The organism is Variovorax sp. FW301-JW7, from assembly GCF_058788795.1.
In genome coordinates, this window is record NZ_JBYTBC010000009.1 from 1 (window position 1) to 23,340 (window position 23,340).

General features: G+C 66.6%; 21 protein-coding genes. 15 read left to right on the forward strand and 6 right to left on the reverse strand.

The window, feature by feature from the left end:
- The 7 genes from AC3WQM_RS22765 (at position 1) to AC3WQM_RS22795 (ending at position 8,042) form a co-directional block, all read left to right on the forward strand.
- The gene (locus AC3WQM_RS22765) at positions 1-1,044 is read left to right on the forward strand and encodes a DUF2345 domain-containing protein (protein WP_492681897.1); all 1,044 of its coding nucleotides are present in this window, start codon (positions 1-3) and stop codon (positions 1,042-1,044) included.
- Positions 1,045-1,058: 14 nt separating this feature from the next.
- On the forward strand, positions 1,059-2,171 hold the full coding sequence (locus tag AC3WQM_RS22770) for a DUF4123 domain-containing protein (protein ID WP_492681899.1): 1,113 nt from the start codon (positions 1,059-1,061) through the stop codon (positions 2,169-2,171).
- A gap of 42 nt (positions 2,172-2,213) precedes the next feature.
- Complete coding sequence (locus AC3WQM_RS22775) at positions 2,214-5,414, forward strand: metallophosphoesterase (RefSeq protein ID WP_492681901.1); 3,201 nt, start codon at positions 2,214-2,216, stop codon at positions 5,412-5,414.
- Complete coding sequence (locus AC3WQM_RS22780) at positions 5,411-6,655, forward strand: hypothetical protein (RefSeq protein ID WP_492681903.1); 1,245 nt, start codon at positions 5,411-5,413, stop codon at positions 6,653-6,655. The genes AC3WQM_RS22775 and AC3WQM_RS22780 overlap by 4 nt, the downstream gene beginning before the upstream one ends.
- Before the next feature lie 61 nt (positions 6,656-6,716).
- A complete protein-coding gene (locus AC3WQM_RS22785) occupies positions 6,717-6,965 on the forward strand; it encodes a hypothetical protein (protein WP_492681905.1) in 249 nt (82 codons plus the stop codon).
- Between the two features lie 118 nt (positions 6,966-7,083).
- Entirely contained in the window at positions 7,084-7,569 is a 486-nt protein-coding gene (locus AC3WQM_RS22790) for a RidA family protein (protein ID WP_492681907.1), read from the forward strand.
- Positions 7,566-8,042, forward strand: coding sequence for a GNAT family N-acetyltransferase (locus AC3WQM_RS22795; protein ID WP_492681909.1), 477 nt, complete (start codon positions 7,566-7,568; stop codon positions 8,040-8,042). Before AC3WQM_RS22790 ends, AC3WQM_RS22795 begins: the two co-directional genes overlap by 4 nt.
- A 4-nt stretch (positions 8,043-8,046) precedes the next feature.
- Here the strand turns inward: AC3WQM_RS22795 and AC3WQM_RS22800 are convergent, their stop codons facing one another.
- Both AC3WQM_RS22800 and AC3WQM_RS22805 read right to left on the reverse strand, forming a co-directional pair.
- The gene (locus AC3WQM_RS22800) at positions 8,047-9,435 is read right to left on the reverse strand and encodes a sensor histidine kinase (protein ID WP_489060402.1); all 1,389 of its coding nucleotides are present in this window, start codon (positions 9,433-9,435) and stop codon (positions 8,047-8,049) included.
- Between the two features lie 10 nt (positions 9,436-9,445).
- The gene (locus tag AC3WQM_RS22805) at positions 9,446-10,135 is read right to left on the reverse strand and encodes a response regulator transcription factor (RefSeq protein WP_056574813.1); all 690 of its coding nucleotides are present in this window, start codon (positions 10,133-10,135) and stop codon (positions 9,446-9,448) included.
- 114 nt (positions 10,136-10,249) lie between these two features.
- Between AC3WQM_RS22805 and AC3WQM_RS22810 the strand changes: the two genes are divergently transcribed.
- The 4 genes from AC3WQM_RS22810 to AC3WQM_RS22825 all read left to right on the forward strand — a co-directional run bounded on the left by AC3WQM_RS22810 (position 10,250) and on the right by AC3WQM_RS22825 (position 13,326).
- The gene (locus tag AC3WQM_RS22810) at positions 10,250-11,131 is read left to right on the forward strand and encodes an alpha/beta hydrolase (RefSeq protein ID WP_492681911.1); all 882 of its coding nucleotides are present in this window, start codon (positions 10,250-10,252) and stop codon (positions 11,129-11,131) included.
- A 29-nt stretch (positions 11,132-11,160) separates the two neighbouring features.
- Positions 11,161-11,448 (forward strand): phosphopantetheine-binding protein, encoded by a 288-nt coding sequence (locus tag AC3WQM_RS22815; protein WP_492681913.1) that lies wholly within the window; start codon positions 11,161-11,163, stop codon positions 11,446-11,448.
- A complete protein-coding gene (locus AC3WQM_RS22820) occupies positions 11,445-12,737 on the forward strand; it encodes a beta-ketoacyl-[acyl-carrier-protein] synthase family protein (protein WP_492681915.1) in 1,293 nt (430 codons plus the stop codon). The genes AC3WQM_RS22815 and AC3WQM_RS22820 overlap by 4 nt, the downstream gene beginning before the upstream one ends.
- Before the next feature lie 100 nt (positions 12,738-12,837).
- Complete coding sequence (locus tag AC3WQM_RS22825) at positions 12,838-13,326, forward strand: GNAT family N-acetyltransferase (RefSeq protein WP_492681917.1); 489 nt, start codon at positions 12,838-12,840, stop codon at positions 13,324-13,326.
- 12 nt (positions 13,327-13,338) lie between these two features.
- Here the strand turns inward: AC3WQM_RS22825 and AC3WQM_RS22830 are convergent, their stop codons facing one another.
- Positions 13,339-15,603, reverse strand: a complete 2,265-nt coding sequence (locus AC3WQM_RS22830; protein ID WP_492681919.1) for a heavy metal translocating P-type ATPase — start codon at positions 15,601-15,603, stop codon at positions 13,339-13,341.
- A gap of 161 nt (positions 15,604-15,764) precedes the next feature.
- Between AC3WQM_RS22830 and AC3WQM_RS22835 the strand changes: the two genes are divergently transcribed.
- Together AC3WQM_RS22835 and cueR are read left to right on the forward strand one after the other, a co-directional pair.
- Positions 15,765-15,959: a heavy-metal-associated domain-containing protein gene (locus tag AC3WQM_RS22835; protein ID WP_192194276.1), complete on the forward strand. Its 195-nt coding sequence runs from the start codon at positions 15,765-15,767 to the stop codon at positions 15,957-15,959.
- A complete protein-coding gene (gene cueR / locus AC3WQM_RS22840) occupies positions 15,956-16,378 on the forward strand; it encodes a Cu(I)-responsive transcriptional regulator (RefSeq protein WP_492681921.1) in 423 nt (140 codons plus the stop codon). The genes AC3WQM_RS22835 and cueR overlap by 4 nt, the downstream gene beginning before the upstream one ends.
- 112 nt (positions 16,379-16,490) lie before the next feature.
- Here cueR and AC3WQM_RS22845 read toward each other — a convergent pair whose 3' ends face one another.
- Positions 16,491-17,441: a YcjF family protein gene (locus tag AC3WQM_RS22845; RefSeq protein ID WP_492681923.1), complete on the reverse strand. Its 951-nt coding sequence runs from the start codon at positions 17,439-17,441 to the stop codon at positions 16,491-16,493.
- A gap of 568 nt (positions 17,442-18,009) precedes the next feature.
- On the opposite strand from AC3WQM_RS22845, the gene creB reads away from it, so the two are divergent.
- Positions 18,010-18,804 carry a two-component system response regulator CreB gene (gene creB, locus AC3WQM_RS22850; RefSeq protein ID WP_492681925.1) on the forward strand — a complete coding sequence of 265 codons (795 nt, stop codon included), beginning with the start codon at positions 18,010-18,012 and terminating at the stop codon, positions 18,802-18,804.
- The gene (gene creC / locus AC3WQM_RS22855; protein WP_492681927.1) at positions 18,801-20,243 is read left to right on the forward strand and encodes a two-component system sensor histidine kinase CreC; all 1,443 of its coding nucleotides are present in this window, start codon (positions 18,801-18,803) and stop codon (positions 20,241-20,243) included. The genes creB and creC overlap by 4 nt, the downstream gene beginning before the upstream one ends.
- Here the strand turns inward: creC and AC3WQM_RS22860 are convergent.
- A complete protein-coding gene (locus AC3WQM_RS22860) occupies positions 20,237-20,842 on the reverse strand; it encodes a hypothetical protein (RefSeq protein ID WP_492681929.1) in 606 nt (201 codons plus the stop codon). The two genes, creC and AC3WQM_RS22860, sit on opposite strands and share 7 nt — an antisense overlap.
- Before the next feature lie 99 nt (positions 20,843-20,941).
- Positions 20,942-23,335 carry a penicillin-binding protein 1A gene (locus tag AC3WQM_RS22865; RefSeq protein WP_492681931.1) on the reverse strand — a complete coding sequence of 798 codons (2,394 nt, stop codon included), beginning with the start codon at positions 23,333-23,335 and terminating at the stop codon, positions 20,942-20,944.
- Positions 23,336-23,340 lie beyond the last annotated feature (5 nt).

The following is a 23,340-nucleotide window of genomic DNA, read 5'->3' on the forward strand; positions in this document are numbered from 1 at the left end:
GTGAACTTGCCGCCGTGGCAACTCCCTGGCCAGAGCGCATTGAGCGGGTTCAGGAGCCGGGAGCTGACGGAAGGTGGGGGCAACAGTGCGGCGGGCCGATCGAATCATCTGATCCTGGACGATACGGCCGAAAAGATCCAGGTGCAGCTCAAGAGCGATCACCAGAGCTCAAGCTTGAGTTTGGGAGCGATCACGCGCATCGAGGACAACGCGGGGCGCAAGGACCCCAGGGGTGAGGGGTTCGAGCTGCGCACGGACGCCCATGGCGTGCTCAGGGCGCAGGACGGGATGCTCATCACGACCGAAGGCCGCCCCGATGCGGCCCGCCACGCCAAGGACATGGGCGAAACCATCCAACGCCTGACGAGCGCACGCGACCAAATCGAAGGCCTGGCCGAAGCGGCCCGCACAGCCGAGGCCCAGGACGGCAACGACGACCAGTCCACCGTCGCCCAGGCCATCAAGCAGCAGAACGACGACCTCCGGGGCCACGGCAGTCCATCGACCGAAGGCTGCTTCCCCGAACTGGCCGCACCGCATCTCGTGCTCGCCAGCCCCGCAGGCATTGCAGCCACGGCGACCACTCACCTGCACGCGCACACCGGCACGCACATCCAGCTCACCAGCGCCGGCCACACCTCCCTGAGCGCCGCCCAGCGCATCCTCGCCAGCGTGACGGAAGGCATGCGCATCTTCACGCTCAAGAGCGGCATCAAGGCCTTTGCCTCGCAAGGCGACATCCGCATCGAAGCGCAAAGCGACGCCATCGAGGCCACGGCCTTGAAAGACATCGACATCGTGAGCACCGAAGACACGGTCTACATCACCGCCAAGAAGAAGGTCACGATCAACGGCGGCACCAGCTTCAGCGAATGGAGCGAAGGCGGCATCCGGCACGGCACGTTGGGCACATGGATCGAACATGCCGCGATGCATGGAACGCCGGGGTCGGACAAGAAGCCGGGGCCCACGGCTCAGAGCGTGTGTTGGGAGTGCCTGGCACGTGCCGCACGTCAGGCCTCGCCCGTGGCGCCCCGCGTTTGACAAGACCGACACCGATGGAAATTCCAGCGTACGAACGCGAGGCGTTCGAGGACGAGATTTCGCAGACCATCGCACAGGACATCGGCAGTTTTTCCCGCCTCGCGCGCCAGACGGGCCAACGTTGTCACGCACTGGTGAACGCAGGCCAATGCGGGGCGGTCGAAGAAAACCGGCAAGAAGATGGGTGGGCGGCGCGTCTGGTGGCGCAATACCAACTCGACGCGATGCCCTTGTTCCTCCATACGCAAGAAGCAGACGCGGCCGGCGTCGGTCCTTGGCTGATTGAACTGCCACCCATGCCCACATCGCCAGGCGCAGCCCCATGGTTGTATGACCTCGCACGCGGTGCAGGTGCCGTGCAGGCACTCAGTCTCGTGGCGTCGCCACTGCGGTCGATCACGCTGGCCGCGCATCTTCGCAGTTGGCTCGACGCCGTGATACCCGCGGACCCGGCTCTCGACGACGACGAGGCCGTCGGCGCCGTGCTTCGCTGGTTCGATCCGCGCATCGGCTTCGACATGGTGGCCCGTTGGCCCGACGACGCTCGACAAGACTTCTTGAGCGCGTTCACCTGGGCAGGATGGAGCGCCGAATTCCATCCGCGTGGTCTTCGGTGCAGCAAACCACATGCGCCTCAAGGTGCCGCACGCACCAAGCCCTTGCAATTGGACAAGGAACTGCTGCTCGCCATGGCTCCGCTCAATCGGGCCGATGGGCTCCTCGCCCATGTGCACGACCGTTTCGGGTCGCGAGCGTTCGAGCACATCGCCCCTGCCTTGCAGCGGTGGATCGCTCTCGATCAGCTTCAAGCCGTGCAGCAACTCGGCCTGACCGATTTCGAGGACTGGGTCACGCTGCTGCACCGGTCATTGAGCCTGCACCCCGAACTGCCGTACTTGCCTGGCCTTGCAGGAAGCCTGGTCGACGCGCGAGCTGCGGGGCGCACGCTCGCCCACGTGCTTGAAGCGCAGCCCGCCAAGTGGTGGCAACAACAACAGAATGCCGCGCCTCACATGTGGGCCCAGTGGACGTCTTGCTTTCTCGCGCCATTGCAGGCGCGACGCAGCACTCCCGATGCCGCCCATGCATTTTCCACGCTGTTTTCGGCCGCGCTGCCCACCGCCTGACGCCGACATCTCCCCACTCGCCTCACCCCAGATCGATCCGTCATGCCCTACCAACCCAAGCCCGGCGTCTGCGACTGTTCCGAAACGCCGCTGCTCGAAGAAGAAGCCGTCATCCTGTTCCCTAGCCTGGGCACACCTTTGCTGTTGGCCCCTGGCCAGGTCAAGGCCAGTATCTTCATCGCCGCGCCTTCCAGCATGCGCAGCAAGGCCAAGGCGGCCGTCCCGACCGGTGAAGCCGTCGAGATGTACAGGCTTGTCGACCAGCATCTGCGTGTGGTCGACCTTGCAAGCAAACAGGAAGCCGAGCAGGCCGAGGGGTCGACACAAACCGGCACTCTTTTCGGAGATGGCACGGCATGTGCTGCCGCAAAACCTTGCATCAAGGCCTGGCTCGTTGGCGCTTTTGGACCTGGGGCGCTCGTCAGCGATCGACACGGCCGTCCCTTCGCCACCATCGCCCCCGCAGCGGCCCAGATCTACACCAAGGTGCAGGACATCTATGAGATCGAACTCGACTTGTCAGCACCGCCCTTCGCCGATCTGCAGACGCCCGGCGCCATGAAAGGCCTCGCCTGGATGATCCGGTTGGGCGCCGAAGACAGGAAGCTTGAGGCCTTCAAAGGCGTCAAGTACGCCGAGGCCCAAGACCTTGCCATCGCACGCTTCCTGCAACAGCAGGCCACGCGTGATCCCTGGCACTTCGACAAGCTCCACGAATTCGCCATGCCGCCGCCCGATGTCCCCTTCAGCTGGAGTAAGCCGGGCCAGAGCCCTGAGCTGGACACCCTGCTCAAGAGCTGGCACCCCGTCAAGCGCATGACCAAGCCGCGGCTCAAGCTGGGGCATCTCTCCGACGTTCATATCAACGTGCGCCAGAACGCCATGGGCCGCAGCGATGCCAAAGTGCTCGAGGAGGCCGACGCGGCCTGGAACCGGCCCGTCGGCAGCAAGGTTTGCAACAGCTTCGAGGCCCTCAAGAAGCTGTTCGAGACGATGGCCACGGGCAGCGACCGGGTCGATGCCGTGCTCCTCACGGGAGACCTGATCGACTACAACCGCAACTTCAATCCCATGGCAGAACCCGGTGGCCCGGGCAGGATCGGCGAGCAGTGGAAAGCCTTCAACCTGCTGGGCAACGTTTTCGACAAGGAAAAAGGCCGCCGCCTCTATCCGAGGGGCCTGGACGACATGATGGTCTTCAGCCTGGTGCGCGAGATGTACCGCAACCCCAAGTACCAGTTGCCCATCATCATGACCAGCGGCAACCACGAGGCCTACCAGGTGCCCTACGGCATCAGCGCACGCGTGGAGGCGGGTGACCGGCACAACTGGGCGTTCATGCTCGGCGTGCTCGAGACGACTACGCCCAACAGCCGCGACGCACGCAAGCGCATGGAAGAGAACGCCCGCACGTCCTGGCCCGACGGCAACGTTCCGGCAGAGGCCCGACGGGCACAACGAGCCCTTGCGCAGCCCGATGCCGTGGAGCGCCACCGCACCCAATTCGAAGCGGCGAGCGCCTGGACGCGCGGCAAGGCCAATGAAGGCATGAGCCGCGACCACAACATGACCATCTACGAGGCTTGTCTCGCCTATGGCCCCACCTACGGTCACGCATTGACGGGGTACAACTTCGACGGCGGCCAGTTCGACTGGTTCTATGCGTTGTTCACGCCGCTCGCGGACGTGGTCTATGCCTACGGCGCGGACAGCACCGACAAGCCGGGCGCCAACGCCGGACAAGTGATTGCAGCGCTGGGCTGGGGCATCGACGAAAACTTCAAGAACCTGCTGGGCGTTGCCGAGGCGGGAGTAGACCGCCAAGGGTCAGGAATACTCCCGCGTGCCACCGAGTCCTTCAGCCATGACCAGCTGAAGCTGCTGACACAGGCTCGAAGCTACAAGGCCGCGAGCGAGAGCACGCTCACCGTTGCCACGCACTTCACCATCGTGAGCTTCGATGAACCCGAGCCCTACAGCAACGTGGCCAAGAAGAAGGACCGGGTCTTCTTCCACCCCCGCGACGGCGCCACCGGTGTCTGGGGCATGAAGGCGGCGCTGAACCACGTCAACGTGGGCACTTGCGAAAAAAACCAGGCCACCTACCTGGCCCAATACGTTCAGCCGATGGGGCAGGCGAAGACCGGCCCCAACCCCAAGGTGGATTGGCATCTGTCGGGCCACAGCCATCGCTCGGGCGTCTACAAGCTCGGTTGGGACCCTCGTGGCATCTACGCGTCAGACGGCTGGCGCGTCGAGGTGCGAGAAGCCAAGGACCCAGGCATCCACAACACCCAAACCGTCAAACCGAACACCGTGACGGCGCTGATCGTCTCCAGCTGCGGCGGACCCATCGGCTACCAGAACCTGGACGGCGAACTCAGCGCCTGGACTGGCCGGCCACCCGCGGGGACCGCGCTCGATCCCGCGACGGGTGAGATCCGGCAGGTGAAGACCGATCGGTGTCACATCCAGGGCGAATTTCAAGGGAAAGGCTTCAACGAAAAGCCGCGGTTGGCGGTGGCACTCGACTACCTGCACGCCATGAGCGGCTTGCCCAAGAAAGGCAACATTCGTGTGCCATTGCGCTTCAAGCCTGAGTACTTCGGCAAGAGCGGTCAGCTGGAACTGGTCTTGAGCGAGCAAGTACGCAAGCTGGGGTGTGTGACAGAAGTGAAGTTGTGGGTGTTCGACAAGAACAACCCAAAGCGTCCCGACGGTTCGCGCGGCGAAACCAAGACCTGGCATCTCATCGCGCCCAGCTTGAAAGGCACCACACTGAGCTTCAAGGATGAAGACACGGCAATGCTGTTGTCGATGATGAGTTCCAAGACGGTGAGTTCCAACGGTGCCTTGGCGATGGCGTGGAGTCCCCGATCAGTGGTCGAGAACCACCCCAATACCGAATACGTGACGCTCCGCCAGCGACTGGTTCAGGCTTTCTGCGAAGTGACGCTGAAAGAACCCAGCCCCACTGACGCAGGCGAGAACTGGGCCAAAGACATGCTCCATGCGGACCCTTGGGTGTTTCCTCTGGACATCGCACTCATTGACGGCAACGTGAACATGGGCGGGTTCAGCCTGGACAAGTCGAACCCGGCGCGTCCGAAGAACGCTGTGTGGCACTTTGGACGACCGATGGGAGAGCGTGGGGAAGTGCCGGATTGGGAATTTCTGTCTGACAACTTTGGAAGCAAGGGATACATCCCTGCCATCAGCGCCATCAGGCTCAATCGCCGATGACCGACTCTCCGACCCGTCGAAGCACCCTTTGCACACTGGCGCTTTTCGCCGCCTCCGCCTTGACCGGATGCAACATGACCTCCAAACGAAACATCAGAACCTTCGGCAAGGCCTTTGCCCACCTCAAGGACCCGGCACTTCGCACCAGGGAGAACGGTCATTCTCTGCTTGTCGTCGACGGCGCTGAATTCAGCGGCGAGAGGTTTGAAGGGATGGATTGGCACAACGTCCTCTTCAAAAACTGCGATTTTGTCGGCGCCTATGAGATCAACCCAAAGACAGCAACCAATGTCCGCTACGAGGACTGCCGATTTTCTGGAATTCTGAGCTATGGCGTGACGACGAACGTGCATTTTCTACGCTGCGCCTGGGTCGGGAACTCGGTCATGTTTGCAGAGAAGGGAAGCAAGTCCACCGTTTTTGAGGAGTGCAATTTCGCAGGGACAAGCGCAAACCGCAATCACCAGGGCGCAGTGGGATCAGACGGCGAAGCGGAATTCGTGCGATGCAGATCGAAGTGGTTCGCGTGGACCGGGAACAAAAGACTCTCGATCACGGACTGCACATGCGAAGACGTCACCATATTGACCGACAGCATCGGCAACAGCGGCGAAGAATTTCTGTACGCCACCGCTCGTATCGAGGGCTCCAAGCTTCGCGGCACTTCTAAGCTGGTGGCGGCCAATCTCCAATCTCTCACCATCCGCGACACCGTCATCGACACACTCGACTTGACCGGCGCCACCATCAAGGAAGAACTGCTGATGGAGCGCGTGCGCGGCGGCAGCGTCGAGGCGATCGTCAAAGGCGCCAAACGCCTCGCCGTGCGAGACAGCCAGTTCACTCCTCCCACATCCGGCGGACGGTTCGTTTTCAGTCTCGCAAGCAACGATGCCCAGGAGGTGCTGATCGAGAACACCGCCATTCTTGGAGACAACATCCTCGTGGACATTGGCGGTGGCCCGCAGACCGAGTCCCTTGTTTTTCGAAAGAGCAAGTTCACCCGGCTTGACCTGCAGTACGCCCATGCGACGCATCTGCTTCTGGAGGAATTCGAAGCGAACTCCGTGCGCTTGAACGACGCACGCATCGGCAAGCTGGAAATGCGCTCGGCTGTCTTTGCCTTGACCCTGGACCTGTCCAACACCCAGGTCCACGAATTCAAGAAGACTGGTGGCACCGACTTGAAGAAGCTGGGCAGTCTCAAGCTCGACGGATCCAACATCAAGCTGCCGCAATGAACCGTCCCCACGCGAGAAAAATAGGCAAGTACAAGCTCGCCGGCTGCCACATCGGACCGACATGACCGGCTGCTTTACAGATCCATTTCTCCTTCTTCTATGCGGCATCCCATGGCTTCTTCTTGGGTTGCTAGTCGGTGGCACCGTGCTCGGGTTCAAGATGGCGCGAAACAAGGCGGGATTTGCGAGTTTTGCAGGCGCTCTGATCTTCATCATCTGCCTGCTTTGTGCTTCTGTTCTTCTTTGGGGCACCCTCCTGATCTTCAGCAAGGATCTGTCGTTCGGCAGCAATTGGATGGGCACTCGATAGCCGGTGCTCTGTGGCCGCACCCACGGCCACGTCTTCCCCGCTGCGTGCCTACGCCGAACGAATTGCCTTCGCAGCACGCGGCGCGTACCCTTGGTTATTTGCTGCACGCATCCTGACCATGACACGCATTGCCGAACGCCTCCACGCTCTGGGTCTCATCCTTCCCCCGCCGGTCACGCCACCTCCCGGCGTCCTCCTCCCCTTCCAATTCGTTCGCCTCATCGGCCGGCGCGCCATCATCTCGGGCCACGGCCCGTTGAATGCAGATGGCAGCATCGCCGCGCCACTCGGCAAGCTCGGCGCCGAGTTGACCGTCGAGCAGGGCTACGCCGCAGCGCGCCTCACCGCACTCGCGATGATCGGCAGCCTGCAGCGCGCGCTCGGAGACCTGGACCGCATCACCGCATGGACACGCGTGTTCGGCATGGTCGCTTCGGCGCCTGGCTTTCAGCAGCAGCCAGCGGTGATCAATGGGTTTTCCGACCTGATCCTCGAGCTCTTCGGCCCTGAGGTCGGTGCGCATGCGCGCAGCGCGGTGGGCATGGCGGAGCTGCCTTTCGGCATCCCGGTGGAGATCGAGGGCGAAGTCGAGTTCGACGCGTGAGCGCCGACGCAACGCGTTGGACCCTGCGCCGCGCAAACGCCGACGACGTGGCGGCCGTCACCGCGTGCGCCGTCGAGGCTTTCCGCACCTACATCCCACGCCTGGGCCTTACACCGAGGCCAATGACACGCGACTACGCCGAGGCCGTCGCGCACCTGCAGGTCTGGGTGGCCGAGCGGCCGGAGCAACAGATCGGCGCGGCACTGCTGCTCGACGTGACCGACGAAGGCTTCCTGATCGACGTGATCGCCGTGCACCCCGACCACCAGGGCAGCGGCGCGGGCCGCGCGCTGCTCGAACTGGCCGAACGCGAAGCGCTGCGCCAGGGCCACGCGTCGATCTACCTGTTCACGAACGAGAAGATGACCGAGAACCTCGCGCTCTACCGGCGCATCGGCTACGTCGAGTACCGGCGCGAATCCCTCGACGGGCGCACGCGCGTCTATCTGCGCAAGCCACTGCCGGCCGCATGAAATCTCAGGCGTCGTCGCCGAAGGTCACGCTCACGCGCAGGCCGGTCGGCTCGGCGGCTTCGAGCCGCAACTCGGCCCCCAACAGCTCGGCATAGCGCGCCACGATCGACAGCCCCAGCCCCGCGCCCTGCCCCAGCTTCTGGCCCGCGGGCCCTTGTGCCCAGCGTTGCATCAGGTCGCGCTGCGCTTCGATCGGAATGCCGGGCCCGTCGTCGATCACGCTCAGCGTGCGGCCCGCAAGCTCGACGGTGATGGTGCGTCCGCCGTAGCGCAGCGCGTTGTCGATCAGGTTGTCGAGGATGCCCTCCACCAGGGCTTCGTTCGCAAGCACCGTCACGCCGCCCTCGTCGAGGCCGCGTGCGCCCAGGTCGACGCCGCGCGCATCGGCACGCGCAAGATGCCGCAGCACGGTCTGTTCGGCCAGCATGTCGAGCTGCACAGGCGTGCGCTGCAGGTCGGTGCGCGCCTCGTCGGCCAGCGCCAGGGCGAGCAGCTGGTCGATCAGGTGGCTCGCGCGCGCCTGCCGCTCGGACACGCGCGTCAGCTGTTCGCGCCACACGCCGGTGTCGTGCTGCGCGAGCCCGTACTCGGCCAGGGCGCGGATGCCGGCCAGCGGCGTGCGCAGTTCGTGCGCCACGTTGCCGACGAACTCACGTTGCGCGCGCACGCTGTAGCGCAGCCGGTCGAACAGCGCGTTGACGGCATCGCCCAAGCGCTGCAGCTCCTTCGAGGTCTGCGCCACGGTCACCGGCGAGAGGTCGCGCACATCGCGCGTGTCGAGGGCGCGCTGCAGTTCGCCGAGCGGTCGCAGGTCGCGCCGGATGCCATGCCAGAGCCACACGGCCAGCAACACCAGCAGCAGCACCTGCGGTGCCATGGCATAGAACAGCAGCCGCTGCACGAGCGCCGCACGGCTGAGCGTGGTCTGCGCCACGATCACGCGGTAGGGCACGTGCAGGCCGGGCTCGGCGTCGTGGTCGAGCACCACGGCACGCAGCACCTGGCCGGCGTAGTCGATGTCGGAGAAGCGGTAGCGCGAGCTTTCGCCCGGCAGGGGCGCCTTCAGGTCGGGATCGCCCGAGATCGTCGTGCCGTCGAGCCGCTGCACCGAGAAGTAGACCTTGTCGGTCTGGTCGAACAGCACGGTCGCCACCTCGCGCGGCGTCAGCAGCAGCTCGATGCCGCGCTCGCCGGCCTGCACGTTGGCCGACAGCGCATAAGCGTCGTCGAGCATGCCACGGTCGAAGGCCTGCTCGGAGAAGTAGTTGGCGATGACCAGCGCGATCACCGCGCCGGTCATCCAGGTGAGCGCCAGCGGCACCAGCACGTTGCGCAGCACGCGCCGCGTGAGCGAAGGTGCAGTGCGCGTGACCGGTGGGGTGGCCTCGCTCACGGGTCGCTTCTCACACCTCGGCTTCGAGCAGGTAGCCGATGCCGCGCAAGGTGCGGATGCCCGCGCCCGAGCCGAGCAGCTTCTTGCGCAGGCGCGAGATGAAGGCCTCGAGCGCGTTGTCGCCCAGCGATTCGTCGAAACCCGAGAGCTTGTCCGACAGCGCCCGCTTGCTCACGGTGCGCCCCGGCGGGCTCATGAGTTCCCACAGCACCTCGAACTCGCGCGCCGGCAGGTCCAGCGGTGCGTTCGCGACCGCGAAGCGCCGCGCCTTGCGGTCAAGCTTGAGCTGGCCGAGCACCACGATGTCTTCGGTGCCCTTGGCGCGCCGCACCAGCGCGCGCAGCCGCGCCTCCACCTCGGCGAGGTCGAAGGGCTTGCCCAGGTAATCGTCGGCGCCGGCGTCGAGCCCGGCGATGCGTTCTTCGGTGCGCCCGCGCGCCGTGAGCACCAGCACCGGCGTGCGGTCGCCGCGCGCACGCGCCTGTCGCAGGGCCGTGAGGCCGCTCGCCAGGCCGCTGGTGGGGCTGGCGGTGGCGGGCAGGTTGAGGTCGAGCAGCACGGCGTCGAAGGGCTGCACGCGCCACAGGTGGTCGGCGTCTTCGACGTTGGTCGACACGTCGACCCGGTGGCCGGCGTCGGCGAGGCTGCGCAGCATCACGTCGCGTAGCACGGTGTCATCTTCCACAAGCAGGATTCGCATGGTGAGTGAATGAGTGGTGGGTGATTTGTTGGTCTGCCCTGGCGATGGACGCGTCAGCGGCCGGTCAGTCGCTCCCCGCGATAAACGCGACATGAGCATACGACACACCTCCCGATGAGTGCACGCGATCCCTCCGATCCCTTGAGCCTGGTGTCCCCCGCCGTGCAGCGCACCGCGGTGGTCCTGCTCCATGGTTTATGCAGCACGCCTGACGAGTTGCTGACCGTGCAATCGACCCTGCAGCGCCACGGGTATGCGGTGCAGCCGCTCTGCATCGCGGGCTACTCGTTCGACGCCGCCGCGCCGCTGCAGAAGGCCGTGCCCTTCGAGCGCTGGCTCGACACCCTCGAAGCGCACGTGAAGACGCTGCGGCGCACGCACGACCGCGTGATGCTGGTCGGCATCTCCGCGGGTGCGTCGCTGGCGCTGGGCGGCGCGATCCGTTGCGGGCGTGAGGTGGATGCATTGGTACTCATGTCGACCACGCTGCGCTTCGACGGCTGGGCCGTGCCGCGCACGCGCTTTTTGCTGCCGCTGGCCTTCTACACGCCGCTGGGCCGCCTCTGGCAGTACCGCGAGCGTCCGCCCTACGGCGTGAAGAACGAGCGCGTGCGCACCTGGATCGAGCGCGAACTGCGCCATCGCCAGGTCTCGCGCGCCGGCAGCGCGGTGATCGGCGTGAGCCACCTGCGCGAGCACGACCGGCTGATCCGCCACGTGCGGCGCCGGCTGGACCAGGTGCAGTGCGAGCAGGTGTTGGCGCTGCATGCGCGCGAGGACGAGGTGGCCAGCCTGTCCAACCTCGACCTGCTGGTGCGCGGGCTGCGCTGCGCCTCGCTGCGCACCGTGGTGTTGAACAACAGCTACCACATGATCAGCATCGACAACGACCGCCAGCAGGTCGTGCGCGAGACCCTCGCCTTCGCCGAGACCGTGGCCCACGGCCCGGTGCCCGAACCCGTGTTCCGCGCCCGCGGACTCGTTCTCCACGCCTGACCCCAGGCCCGACCGAAAGGAACCCGACCATGTCGTCCTCTCCCACCTTCAACAGCATCGCCACCATCCTCGAGACCGACTTCCGCGTGGAACGCGCGAACATCTCGCCGGCCACCGCGCTGTCGGACCTCGGCCTCGATTCGCTGGCGCTCATGGAGTTCGTCTTCGCGGTGGAAGACGCCTTCCACCTGCGCATTCCCGAAGACCGGCTCGACCCGCGCGAAGCAGGCATCACGCTGCAGCGCCTGTGCGAGGTGATCGATGCCGAAGGCGAAGCAGCCGCTGTCCGCAGCGAGCCCATGGCAGCAGCGGCATGAGCAGCGGCGCCGCCCATGCCGTGCTGGCGGCCACCGCCACGGCCCACACCGCCGCCGCGCCCGTGCACGTGAGCGGCCTCGGCTTCGTCACGCCGCTCGGACGCAGCATCGAAGCCTTCGACGACGCACTGTTCGCCGGCCGCTCCGCGGTGCGCGCGCAGACGCTCGAGATCCCCGGCATGGACCCGATGGCGATCGCTGCCGCCACCTGCGACTTCGACGCCAGCGGCGTGCGCAGCGCCTCGCGCCTGCCGCTGGACCGCGGCACCGCGATGGCCCTGGCCGCCGCACAGGATGCCGCGGCCGATGCAGGGCTCGACCTCGACGCCATCGACCGCGACCGCCTCGGCGTCTTCTGGGGCAGCGGCCTGGCCGGCGCCGGCACCTTCGATGCCACCACGCGCGCGCTCTACGGCGAGCAGCGTCGCATGCGCCCCACCACCGTGCTCACCGTGATGCCCAACGCCGCGGTCGCCGAACTGGCGCTGCACTTCGGCGCGCGCGGCGCGGCGCTGGCGTATGCCTGCGCCTGCGCTTCGTCGGCGGTGGCGATCGGCGAAGCCATGCGCGCCATCCGCGGCGGCTGGATCGACATCGCCATCGTCGGCGGCCACGACGCGATGCTCACGCCCGGCGTGATGGCCAGCTGGCACGCGATGCGCGTCATGGCGCCACCGCCGGCCGATGCACCCGCCACCGCCTGCCGACCGTTCTCGGGCGACCGCGCGGGCTTCGCCATCGGCGAGGGCGCGGCGGCGCTGGTGCTCGAATCGGAAGCCCATGCGCGCGCCCGTGGCGCCGGCGCGCAGCCCTTCGTGCTCAGCGGCTACGCCAGCAACTGCGACGGCACGCACATCACCAACCCCGACCCGGCCGGCCAGGTGCGCGCGATGCGTGCCGCGCTGCGCGACGCCGGGCTCGTGCCGTCGGACATCGGCCACATCAACGCCCACGGCACAGCCACGAGCGCGGGCGATGCCGCCGAGGCCGCGTCGATCGGCGAACTCTTCGGCGACGCCGCACCGGTCAGCGCGACCAAGGCGATTCACGGCCATGTGCTCGGCGGCGGCGGCGCCATCGAACTCGTGGCGGCGCTGCGCGCACTGGCCCGCGAGACCCTGCCGCCCATTGCCCACCTGCACACGCCGGATGCCGCATTCGGCAACGTCGACTTCGTGCGCGGCGCGGCGCGCGAGGCGCAGGGGCTGCGCCATGTGCTGTCGAATTCCTTCGCCTTCGGCGGCACCAACGCGGTGATCGTGGCGAGCCGGCGCTTCCCGGAGGGCTGAACTTCGGGGGAGGAAAAAAGCGGGGCGGTTGTCAGCACCGCCTTGCCATGGCTATGCTCGGCCGCATCCATCCTTGCGGACCTCATAGAAGAAGCGCGACATGCCCCTGCACCGCCTCGCCACATCCTCCGATTTCGACACCGTCTTCGATCTCTACATGCACGAGCGGGTCGTGCCCTATCTGGGCTACGACCCGATGCCGCGCGGCGACTTTCGCCCGATCTTCCAGGGCTTGCTCGACAGCGGTGCGTTCTTCATCTTCGAAGTGGATGGCCAGGTCGCCGGCTTCTACCGCGTCACACGCTATCCGGGCCGCGCGCAGCATGTGGCGAGCCTGGGCACGCTCGCGGTCGATCCCACATTGCATGGCCGCGGCGTCGCGCAGACCATGGTGACCGACGTGCTCGCTCGGCTGAAGGCCGAAGGCGTTCGCCGCGTCGAGCTGATGGCCGAGAGCGACAACGCCACGGCCCTGCGTTTCTATGCCCGGCTGGGCTTCGTGCAGGAAGGCACGCTGCGCCAGTTCTACCGCCGGGCCGGTGAAGCGGACTTCGTCGACGAGCACCTGATGGCGCTGCTGTTCGACTGATCCGCGGTTCGGTCAGTGGTGTTGTGGGTGCTTGGGCTTCCAGCGCCGCAGCAACAGCGCATTGGCCATCACGCTCACGCTCGACAGCGCCATCGCCGCACCGGCCACCACCGGGCTCAGCAAACCGAAGGCTGCTAGCGGGATGCCGGCCACGTTGTAGGCAAAGGCCCAGAACAGGTTCTGCCGGATCTTCGCCACCGTGCGGCCCGAGAGTTCGAGCGCTTCGGCCACGAGCGCGAGGTCGCCGCGCATCAGCGTGATGCCGGCCGCTTCCATCGCCACATCGGTGCCGCCGCCCGACGGCGCCATCGCGATGCCCACGTCAGCCGCGGCGAGCGCCGGCGCATCGTTCGCACCGTCGCCGACCATCGCGACCACATGGCCGTTCTTGCGCAGCGCGCTCACCTGCTCGGCCTTGTCGGCCGGCAGCACGTCGGCGCGCACGTCCTCGGCCGGAATGCCCAGGCGCGCGGCCATCGCCTGCGCCGCGCGCAGGTTGTCGCCCGAGATCATCACCACGCGCAGGCCACGACCGCGCAAGGTGCGGATCGCTTCGGCAGCCTGCGGCTTCGGCTCGTCGGCGAAAGCCAGCAGCGCCTGCACATGCGCGGAGCCGGCGTCGTCGAAGCGCAGCAGCGCGGACACCGTGGCGCCTTGCGACTGCAGGCGTTCGATGTCGGCCTCGGCCGGCATCGCATCGAGTTCGCGGCACCAGCGCAGGCTGGCGATGGCCCAGGTCGCGCCGTTCACTTCGCCGCGCACGCCGCGCCCCGGCATCGCCTGCATCGCACCGAGCGGCGGCGCCTGCACGCCGCGGTCGGCAGCGGCAGACAACACGGCGCGTGCGAGCGGATGCTCGCTGCCGCCTTGCAGGCTGGCGGCCGTGGCGAGCAGGTCGTTCTCCTTCGCCAGCGCACCGGCCGCGGGCAGCAGCGCCGTGAGCACCGGGCGGCCCACCGTCAGCGTGCCGGTCTTGTCGAAGGCTACGGTGTCGACGCGGTGTGCAATTTCCAAAGCCCGCGCGTCCTTGATGAGGATGCCGTGCTTCGCGGCCACGCCCGTGCCCGCCATCACCGCGACCGGCGTCGCGAGGCCCAGCGCACACGGACAAGCGATCACGAGCACCGCCACCGCATGGATCAGCGCGGTCTCGACGCCGGCGCCCGCGACCATCCAGCCCGCGAAGGTGACGAGCGCGATCAGCAACACCACCGGCACGAACACCGCCGCCACCTGGTCGACCATGCGCTGGATCGGCGCCTTGGCGGCCTGCGCGTCTTCGACCAGCCGGATGATGCGTGCCAGCACGCTTTCGGCGCCGACCGCGCGCACCTCGATGACCATGCGGCCGTCGCCGTTCACCGCGCCGCCGGTCAAGTTGTCGCCGGGGTTCTTGGCCACCGGCAGCGGTTCGCCCGTGAGCATCGATTCGTCCACCTCGGACTGCCCTTCGAGCACACGCGCATCGGCCGGCACGCGCTCGCCGGGACGCACGGCGAGCCGGTCGCCGACCATCACGTCGGCCAGCGGCACGTCGCTTTCCTTGCCGCGTGCGTTGATCAGGTGCGCCACTTCGGGCCGCAGTTGCTGCAGCGCGCGGATCGCCGAAGTGGCCTGGCGCTTGGCGCGCGCCTCGAGCCACTTGCCCAGCAGCACCAGCGTGATCACCACCGCCGAGGCTTCGAAGTACAGGTGCGGCACCATGCCGTGCCCCGCATGCTCGCCGGTGGCGGCGCGCCACCACAGCCACAGCGAGAGGCCGAAGGCCGCGCTGGTGCCCAGCGCCACCAGCAGGTCCATGTTGCCGGTGCGGGCCTTGGCCGCGTGCCAGCCCGCGCGGTAGAAACGCGCGCCGAGCCAGAACTGCACCGGCGTCGCGAGCAACAGCTGCACCCAGGGCGGCAGCATCCAGCTCTGGCCGATCAGGTCGCCGAGCATCGGCGCCATCAGCGGGATCGACAGCGCCAGGCCGACGGCCACGGGCATGAAGCCGTGCCAGGGCGACATCGCGGCCGCTTCGTCCTGCGCGGTGCTTTCGGCACGCGGTTCGTAACCGGCGGCGCGCACGGCACGGCGCAGCAGCAAGGCCATGTCCTCGCCGCCGGTGGCCACGATGCGGGCCGACTCGGTCGCGAGGTTGACGCTCACGTCCTGCACGCCGGGCACGTTCTTGAGCGCGCGCTCCACGCGCATCACGCACGAGGCACAGGTCATGCCGCCGACCGAGAGGTCCAGCGTGGCGGCGGCCGATGAAGGTTGGGGCTGAATGTGTTCCATGGTCCCGAGGCTAAAGCCTGACACCATGGCAAGGTCAAGCGCGGATTGCTTAAAGCCCTTGGCTGGACATTGACATCGTGAGAGGGTTGAAACTGGCGTTGTCCCCGATTCGGGTGTTCAATCCTTCCACCCTTCATTCATTCCCACAAGGAGCAACGACGATGAGCCAGAAATTCCAGGTCTCCGGCATGAGCTGCGGCCACTGCGTGGACGCAGTGCAAGACGCAGTACAGACGGTCGATCCGCATGCGCAGGTCACGGTCGATCTCGAAACCGGCCATGTGGACGTGTTGAGCCAGCAGCCGCGCCAGGACATCGTGGCCGCGATCGAGAACGCCGGCTACACCGTTCAATGACGACGGCGACCTCCGCCCCCGGCCGCCAGGTCGCCATCGGCGAGGCCGCGCGGTTGTCGGGCGTGTCGGCGCGCATGGTCCGGCATTACGAAGGCCTGGGCCTGCTGCCGGCGGTGGCACGCACCGAGAGCGGCTACCGCCAGTACAACGACGCCGACATCCACACGCTGCGCTTCATCAAGCGCTCGCGCGATCTCGGGTTCTCGATGGAAGAAATCGCCGAACTGGTCGGCCTGTGGCACAACCGCCGCCGCGCCAGTTCGAGCGTGAAGCGCATCGCGCAAAAGCACCTGGGTGAACTGGAACAGCGCATCGCCGACATGCAGTCGATGCGCAGCACGCTCGCGCACCTCGTGCATTGCTGCCACGGCGATGCGCGGCCCGACTGCCCCATCCTCGACGACCTGAGCCAGGTCTAGAGTCCAGGGACTCCCCCAGGCTTCGCGCACTTCGTGTCGCTGCGCCAACCCCCTCGCCGGGGGCGATACCGGTGGCCCGGCAAAGCCGGTTCCACGGTATCCCTGGAAAAAATCAGGCGTTTTTAACCAGCGACAGGACCTGGCTCGTGTCCAGCGTGCGTGCCCGTTCCTTGATCGCCGGCAGGTACTGCGTCTGCAGGCCCTGCCCTTCCTTCACCACGTTCGAGAACGCGTCCTTCAGCATCTGCGTGGAAAGCGTGCGCCCGCCCGCGTAGTAGCGCTTGGCCACGTGGCCCAGCGCATAGGTCGACGCGAAGCTCATGCCCGAGCTCACGGCCTGCTTGCCGAGACCGCCCAAGAGGCCGCCGCCGACCTTGCCCAACAGGCCGCCGAGCAGCTTGCGCCCGGCCTGCTCCAGGTACTGCGAGGTCAGGCCCACGCCCACGGTGGCCAGGAAATCCTTGATGTGGCCGGTGTCCAGCTGGTAGCCGTGCGCCTGCCCGATGCGGTAGACCAGCTTCATCTGCAGCGGAATGATCGCCATGGTCGACAGCGTCTCGGGCAGCAGCTCGAGCGCGCCGTTGAGGATGGCGGCGTTGAGGATCGCGCGGTCGAGCTCGGTGCTGTCGGGCGCCTGCGGTGCCGCGGGGGTTGCCGCCGCTCCGGCCGTCACCGCCACCGCCGCCGGCACCGCGGCGGCAATGTCTTCCGCCCGCTGCGAGAACTGCGCCGCCGAGGCGTCCAGGCCCAGCGAGCTGCGCACGTCCATCAGGAAGAGCCGCTCCGGCTCCGACTGCACGCCGTCGGCGTCGCACATGCACACCGCCATCTCGTACGCGAGCTGGCGCGACTCGGCGCTTTTCAGCTCGCCGGCCACCGACGCCAGCGACACCCGCTTCATGAGCACGTCCTGGTAGATCGTCGGCAGGTTCACGCCGTCGGCCTGCGACAGGCCCTCGGCGATGCGCTTGATCTCGGCGCGCTCGCGTTCGTGCTTTTCGCCGTCGACGAAGGCCGCCAGCAGGCTCAAAGTGACGATCGCTTTTGTTTCAGAAGGTGTCATGTTCGAGATTTTTCGTCATGTGAAGGAGCGGATTGGGTCCGCGCCGCGCCCGAAGGTTCCTCCGTGCGTTCTCCCCACAAAACTGGGGCAACTCTGTGGATAACCCCGGCACTGCTCTGTAGGGGTGTTGCAAGTCATTGATTTGCAAGGGAAATCTACAACCTGCTCAATTAACAGGCAATGAATTTCTCGACCCGAAAACCGTCTTTCGCAGAATTGGCGAAGGCTGTCAAAGGACAACTCTGGGGAGAGTTTTTGCACAAGCCATCGGTTATCCACAGGGCCGGCGGGTTACCCCATGTTGTCCAAGTTGCGGGTACACCACGGAAGCGCGGGTGCGCACAGTGACGCGGGCATGACAAGTCGTTGTCACGTCAAGGAAAAAGTGACCTTTCCACAGACGGGTGCGACCCTTATCTACTACTACTAATTTGAATAAGAAGAATAAGAAGACAGGAAGAGGAAAAGCCGCGCCCGAAAAAAAAGCCGCGAAAGGCCGCGCCGGTCCCCGGCGCCTCGGGCGAAAAACCGGGCACGGGTCGTCCGTGGCCCTCGCTAACATCGCCGGATGAGCTTCAAACCCCGGATCCTGATTGCCGAAGACGAATCGGGCATCGCCGACACGCTCCAGTACGTTCTGAGCAGCGACGGCTTCCAGCCGGTCTGGTGCGCCACGGCCGAAGAAGCCATCGCGCAGTTCGCGCAGGAACGCCCCGCGTTGGCCATCCTCGACATCGGATTGCCCGACCTGAACGGCTTCGAGCTCTTCAAACGCCTCCAGGCGCTGAATCAGTCGATGGGCGGCCCGGAGGTACCGATGGTGTTTTTGACGGCCCGCAGCGACGAAATAGACCGCGTGGTGGGCCTCGAACTCGGTGCGGACGACTACATTGCCAAGCCGTTCTCCCCCCGGGAATTGGTCGCCCGGGTGAGAACCATCCTGCGGCGCAGCGCCAGAAACGGCTCAGGAAGCCCGCCAGCCGCCGCAGCGCCGATTCATGGGGTACCCCATCAAAACGCGCCGGCGCCGCCTCCAGCGGCACCACAGACCCCTGCAACGCCCTTTTCGCTCGACAGCGAGCGCATGCAAATCCGTTACTACGGACGGCTGCTGGAACTCTCGCGCTACGAATACGGCCTGCTGAAACTCATGGTCCAGCGCCCGGGGCGCGTGTTCACGCGCGACGAACTGCTGCAACTCGTCTGGGACGACGCCAGCGACAGCTTCGACCGCACGGTCGACGCGCACATCAAGACGCTGCGCGCCAAGCTCAAGACCATTGCGCCGGAGGTGGAGCCGATCCGCACCTTGCGCGGCACCGGTTACGCGCTGCACGAAGATCTGCCTGCCAGCAAGGAATGACGCGGCGCACGCGGATCTTCATCGGCATCCTGCTGATCTACACGGCGGGCATCGCTTTCCTGCTGTACCGCGTCGTCTCCGACATCGACCCGCGCTACCGCGAGTCGGCCGAGGAATCCTTGGTCGAGACCTCGCAGCTCATGGCCAGCCTGGTCGAGCAGGACGTGATCGCCGGCGCCATCAACACGGCGCGGCTGGAGCCGCTGTTTCGCAGCGTCTACACGCGCGAGTTTTCGGCCCAGATCTACAACCTGCACAAGAGCCGGGTCGAGCTGCGCGTGTACGTCACCGACCGCACCGGCCGCGTGATGTTCGATTCGCTCGGCCGCCACCTGGGCAACGACTACTCGCAGTGGAGCGACGTGAAGCGCACGCTCGGCGGCCTGTACGGCGCGCGCACCTCGCGCGACGTCGACGGCGACCCGCGCACCTCGGTGATGTACGTCGGCGCACCGATCCGCTGGAACGACGAGATCGTCGGCGTCGTCAGCGTCGGCAAGCCGGTGCAGAGCTTCGGCCAGTTCGTCGAGGACGCGCGCGTGCGCACCATCTGGGTCGGCGTGGGGTCGGCGCTGGCGCTGCTGCTGCTCACCGTGATCGTCTCGGTCTGGCTGGTGCGGCCCTTCGGCCTGATCCGCGACTACTGGACCTGGGTGCGCGCACAGCGCAGCCTCAGCCTGTCGCGCATGGCAAGGCGTGCCGTCGACGCGGTGCGCACCGGCTTCGGCGAAATGCGCGACGCGCTCACCGGGCGCAACTACGTGGCCGACTACGTGCAGACCTTCACGCACGAAGTGAAGAGCCCGCTCTCGGCCATCCGCGGCGCGGCCGAGCTGCTGCAGGAACCGCAGATGCCGCACGACCAGCGCGAACGTTTCCTGAAGAACATCGAACGCGAAACCCAGCGCATCCAGGAAATCGTCGACCGCATGATGGAGCTCACCGCGCTCGAGACGCGGCGCACCCTCGACCGCACCGAACCCGTGGCGCTGGGCCCGCTGATCGAAGACATTGCCGCCAGCGCGCAACCCGCCGCGGGCCGGCGCGGCATCCAGCTGATCGTGAACATTCGCGAGCCTGCGCGCGTCGAGGGCGATCCGTTTTTGCTGCGCCGCGCGATCAGCAACCTGCTTGACAACGCGCTCGACTTTTCACCGCCCGACAGCGAGGTGCTGCTGACGCTGGAAACCACAGCGCGCCTGGCGCGCATCAACGTGCGCGACCACGGCCCGGGCATCCCGGACTACGCGCAGGACAAGGTCTTCCAGAAGTTCTATTCGCTCGCCCGGCCGCACAGCCAGAAGAAGAGCACGGGGCTGGGGCTGGCGTTCGTGAAGGAAATTGCGACGCTGCACCGGGGCCGCATCGACCTGGGCAACGCGACGCGTGGTGGCGCTGTGGCGACGCTCACGCTGCCGCTGCTGTCAACGCATCACTGACCCACGAGCACGCGGTAGGCCTCGCGCGTCTCGGGGCTCACGGCCTCGAGCAGCTGTTCGTACGAGGTCTGGTGCCGCGCCAGCATGCGCGCCGAGGCCACGGCCTTCGATTTGCAGAACCAGTGGCAGGTGTGCTGCATCAGGAACAGCTCGGCCGACATCGTGAAGGCCTTCGATTTCGGCGACCGGCCTGCCGCATTTTTCGCCACGCCCGCGATGCCGCGCGCATGAATGCGCAGTGCTTCGCGCAGGTCGAAGCTGGCGGAAGGGAACAGCGTGGTGGCGAACGGCAAGGCCACCGGCAGGCGGCTCACGCGTGTGTCCGCTTCGGGTTCGCGCGCCAGTTCGGCGGCGAAGGTTTCGAACTGGGCGGCGAGTTTTTCCTCGGTGGCGTCGAGCAGGTGCCAGATCTGCTGGCGGCGCTCGGCGTCGTCTTCACCGAGGCAGCGCAGGTAGCCCTGGGTCAGGCTCTCCATCAGCTTTTCGATCTGGTAGCGGCCCAGATGGCGACCGAGCAGCGCGATGCGCTGGCGCTGTTCCTTGGACTTGAGGATGTAGAAGCCGGCGGCGATCAGGGCCACCAGGGTGAGGATTTCCATGGATGCGAAAAAAGGGGAGAGACAAAAAAGAAGCGGGGGCCGCGGTACCAAGTGTAGGCACCGCGCGTCCCCCGCGTCCTTGGGTGATCTCGCCGCTGGCTAGCGGAAGAAATCAAGAATGCGGTTGCGTTCCTCGGGCGGTGGCGGCGCACCGATCGGCGGGCCCGTCAGCACTTCGACCGGCTGTATCGGCTGCTCGGCGCTTTCCAGGCCCAGGCTCGCCACGTTGTGGCCCGGCGTGAAGTCGTCGAAGTACCACTCGCCGTCGACGTTGACCACGCCGGGCGGTTCGGCCGGCAGGGTCACGGGCACGCCGCGCAGCGCCGACTGCATGTAGCCGATCCAGATCGGCAGGCTCAGGCTGCCGCCAGTCTCGCCGCGCACGCCGAGCTGGCGCGGCGTGTCGTAGCCGACCCAGGCGATGCCCACGCGCGTGGGCTGGAAGCCCGCGAACCAGGTGTCGAAGGAGTCGTTGGTGGTGCCGGTCTTGCCGAACAGGTCGTCGCGCTTGAGCGCCTGGTAGGCCTTGAAGCCGGAGCCGCCCTTGACCACGCTCTGCAGCAGCGATTCCATGATGAACGCGTTGCGCGCGGGAATGGCGCGGCGGCTTTCGTCGAGCACCGGGGGCTCGGTTTCCATCAGCACCTTGTCCTTGAGGTCGGTCACGCGGGTCACGAGGTACGGGTTCACGCGGTAGCCGCCGTTGGCGAACACCGAATAGCCCACCGCCATCTGCATCGGCGTGACCGAGCCGGCGCCCAGGCCCATCGGCAGGTTGGCTGGGTGCTTGTCCTTGTCGAAGCCGAACTTGGTGACCCAGTCTTGCGCATAGGGCGCGCCGATCGACTGCAGCACGCGCAGCGTGACGAGGTTCTTCGACTTCATGAGCGCGTTGCGCAGCGGCATCGGGCCTTCGAAGCCGCCGTCGAAGTTCTTCGGGTCCCAGGGCTGGCCGCCGTTGGCGGCGGCGTCGAACACCAGCGGTGCGTCGTTCACCACGGTGGCGGGCGTGAAGCCCTTTTCGAGCGCGGCCGAGTAGATGAAGGGCTTGAAGCTCGAGCCCGGCTGGCGCCAGGCCTGCGAGACGTGGTTGAACTTGTTCTTGCCGAAGTCGAAACCGCCGACCAGCGCCGTGATGGCGCCCGTGCGCGGGTCCATGCCGATGAAGGCGCCCTCCACTTCGGGCAGCTGCGTGATCTCCCAGGTGTTCTTGGGCGTCCTGGCGACGCGGATCACGGCGCCGCGGCGGATCTTGATGTTCGGCGGCGCCTTCGCGGCCAGGCCGGACTGCGCGGGCTTCAGGCCCTCGCCCGAAATTTCGAAGGCTTCGCCGTTGGCGCGCACCACGGTCACTTCCTTGGCGCTGGCTTCCAGCACCACGGCCGAGATCACGTCGCCGTTGTCGGGGTGCTCGGCCAGGGCTTCGTCCACCGCCTCGTCGATTTCCTTCTGGCCGCTGGCCGGCAGGTCGACGAACTTCTCGGGGCCGCGGTACACCTGACGGCGCTCGTAATCCATGATGCCCTTGCGCAGCGACTTGTACGCCGCCGCCTGGTCGGCCGCGATCAGCGAGGTGTAGACCTTCATGCCGCTGGTGTAGATGCTGTCGCCGTACTGCGCGTACATCATCTGGCGCACCGTCTCGGCCACGTACTCGGCATGCAGGCGGTTCGGGTCGGCGGCGTCGCGCAGGTGCAGTTCTTCCTTCTTGGCCTCAGCCGCCTGTTCGGCGGTGATGAAGCCGGTTTCGTGCATGCGGTCGATCACGTAGAGCTGGCGCGCCCGCGCGCGGCGCGGGTTGGCCACCGGGTTGTTGGCGCCGGGCGCTTTCGGCAGGCCGGCGAGCATGGCGGCCTCGGCGATGGTCACCTGCTGCAGCGGCTTGCCGAAGTAGGCCTCGGAGGCGGCGGCGAAACCGTAGGCGCGGTTGCCCAGGTAGATCTGGTTCAGGTAGATCTCCAGGATCTGGTCTTTGCTGAGCTGCTGCTCGAGCCGGAAGGCCAGCACGATCTCCGACGCCTTGCGGCTGAGCGTGCGCTCCGAGCTCAGGTAGACGTTGCGCGCCACCTGCATCGTGATGGTCGAGGCGCCCTGCTTGCGTCCGCCCTTGAAGCTGGCCACGGCCGCGCGCGCGAAGCCCTTGTAGTCCACGCCGCCATGGTCGTAGAAGCGCGCGTCTTCCACGGCCAGCACGGCGTCTTTCATGACCTTCGGAATGTTGGCGAAGGGCGTGAGGTTGCGGCGCTCCTCGCCGAACTCGCCGATCAGCGAACCCTCGGCCGTGTACACCCGCAGCGGCAGCTTGGGCCGGTAGTCGGCCAGCTCGGAAATGTCGGGCAGCTTCGGGTAGATGGCGACCACCCCCACGATGGCAGCGCCCAGCAGCGCAACGGCGCCGGCACCGGCCGCGATGGCGCTCCAGCCGGCGATGCGTTTCCACGGGAGCTGGCGCAGCGCACCGGCGGGTTGGGAAGGGCGAGGTTCTTGGGACATGGGAT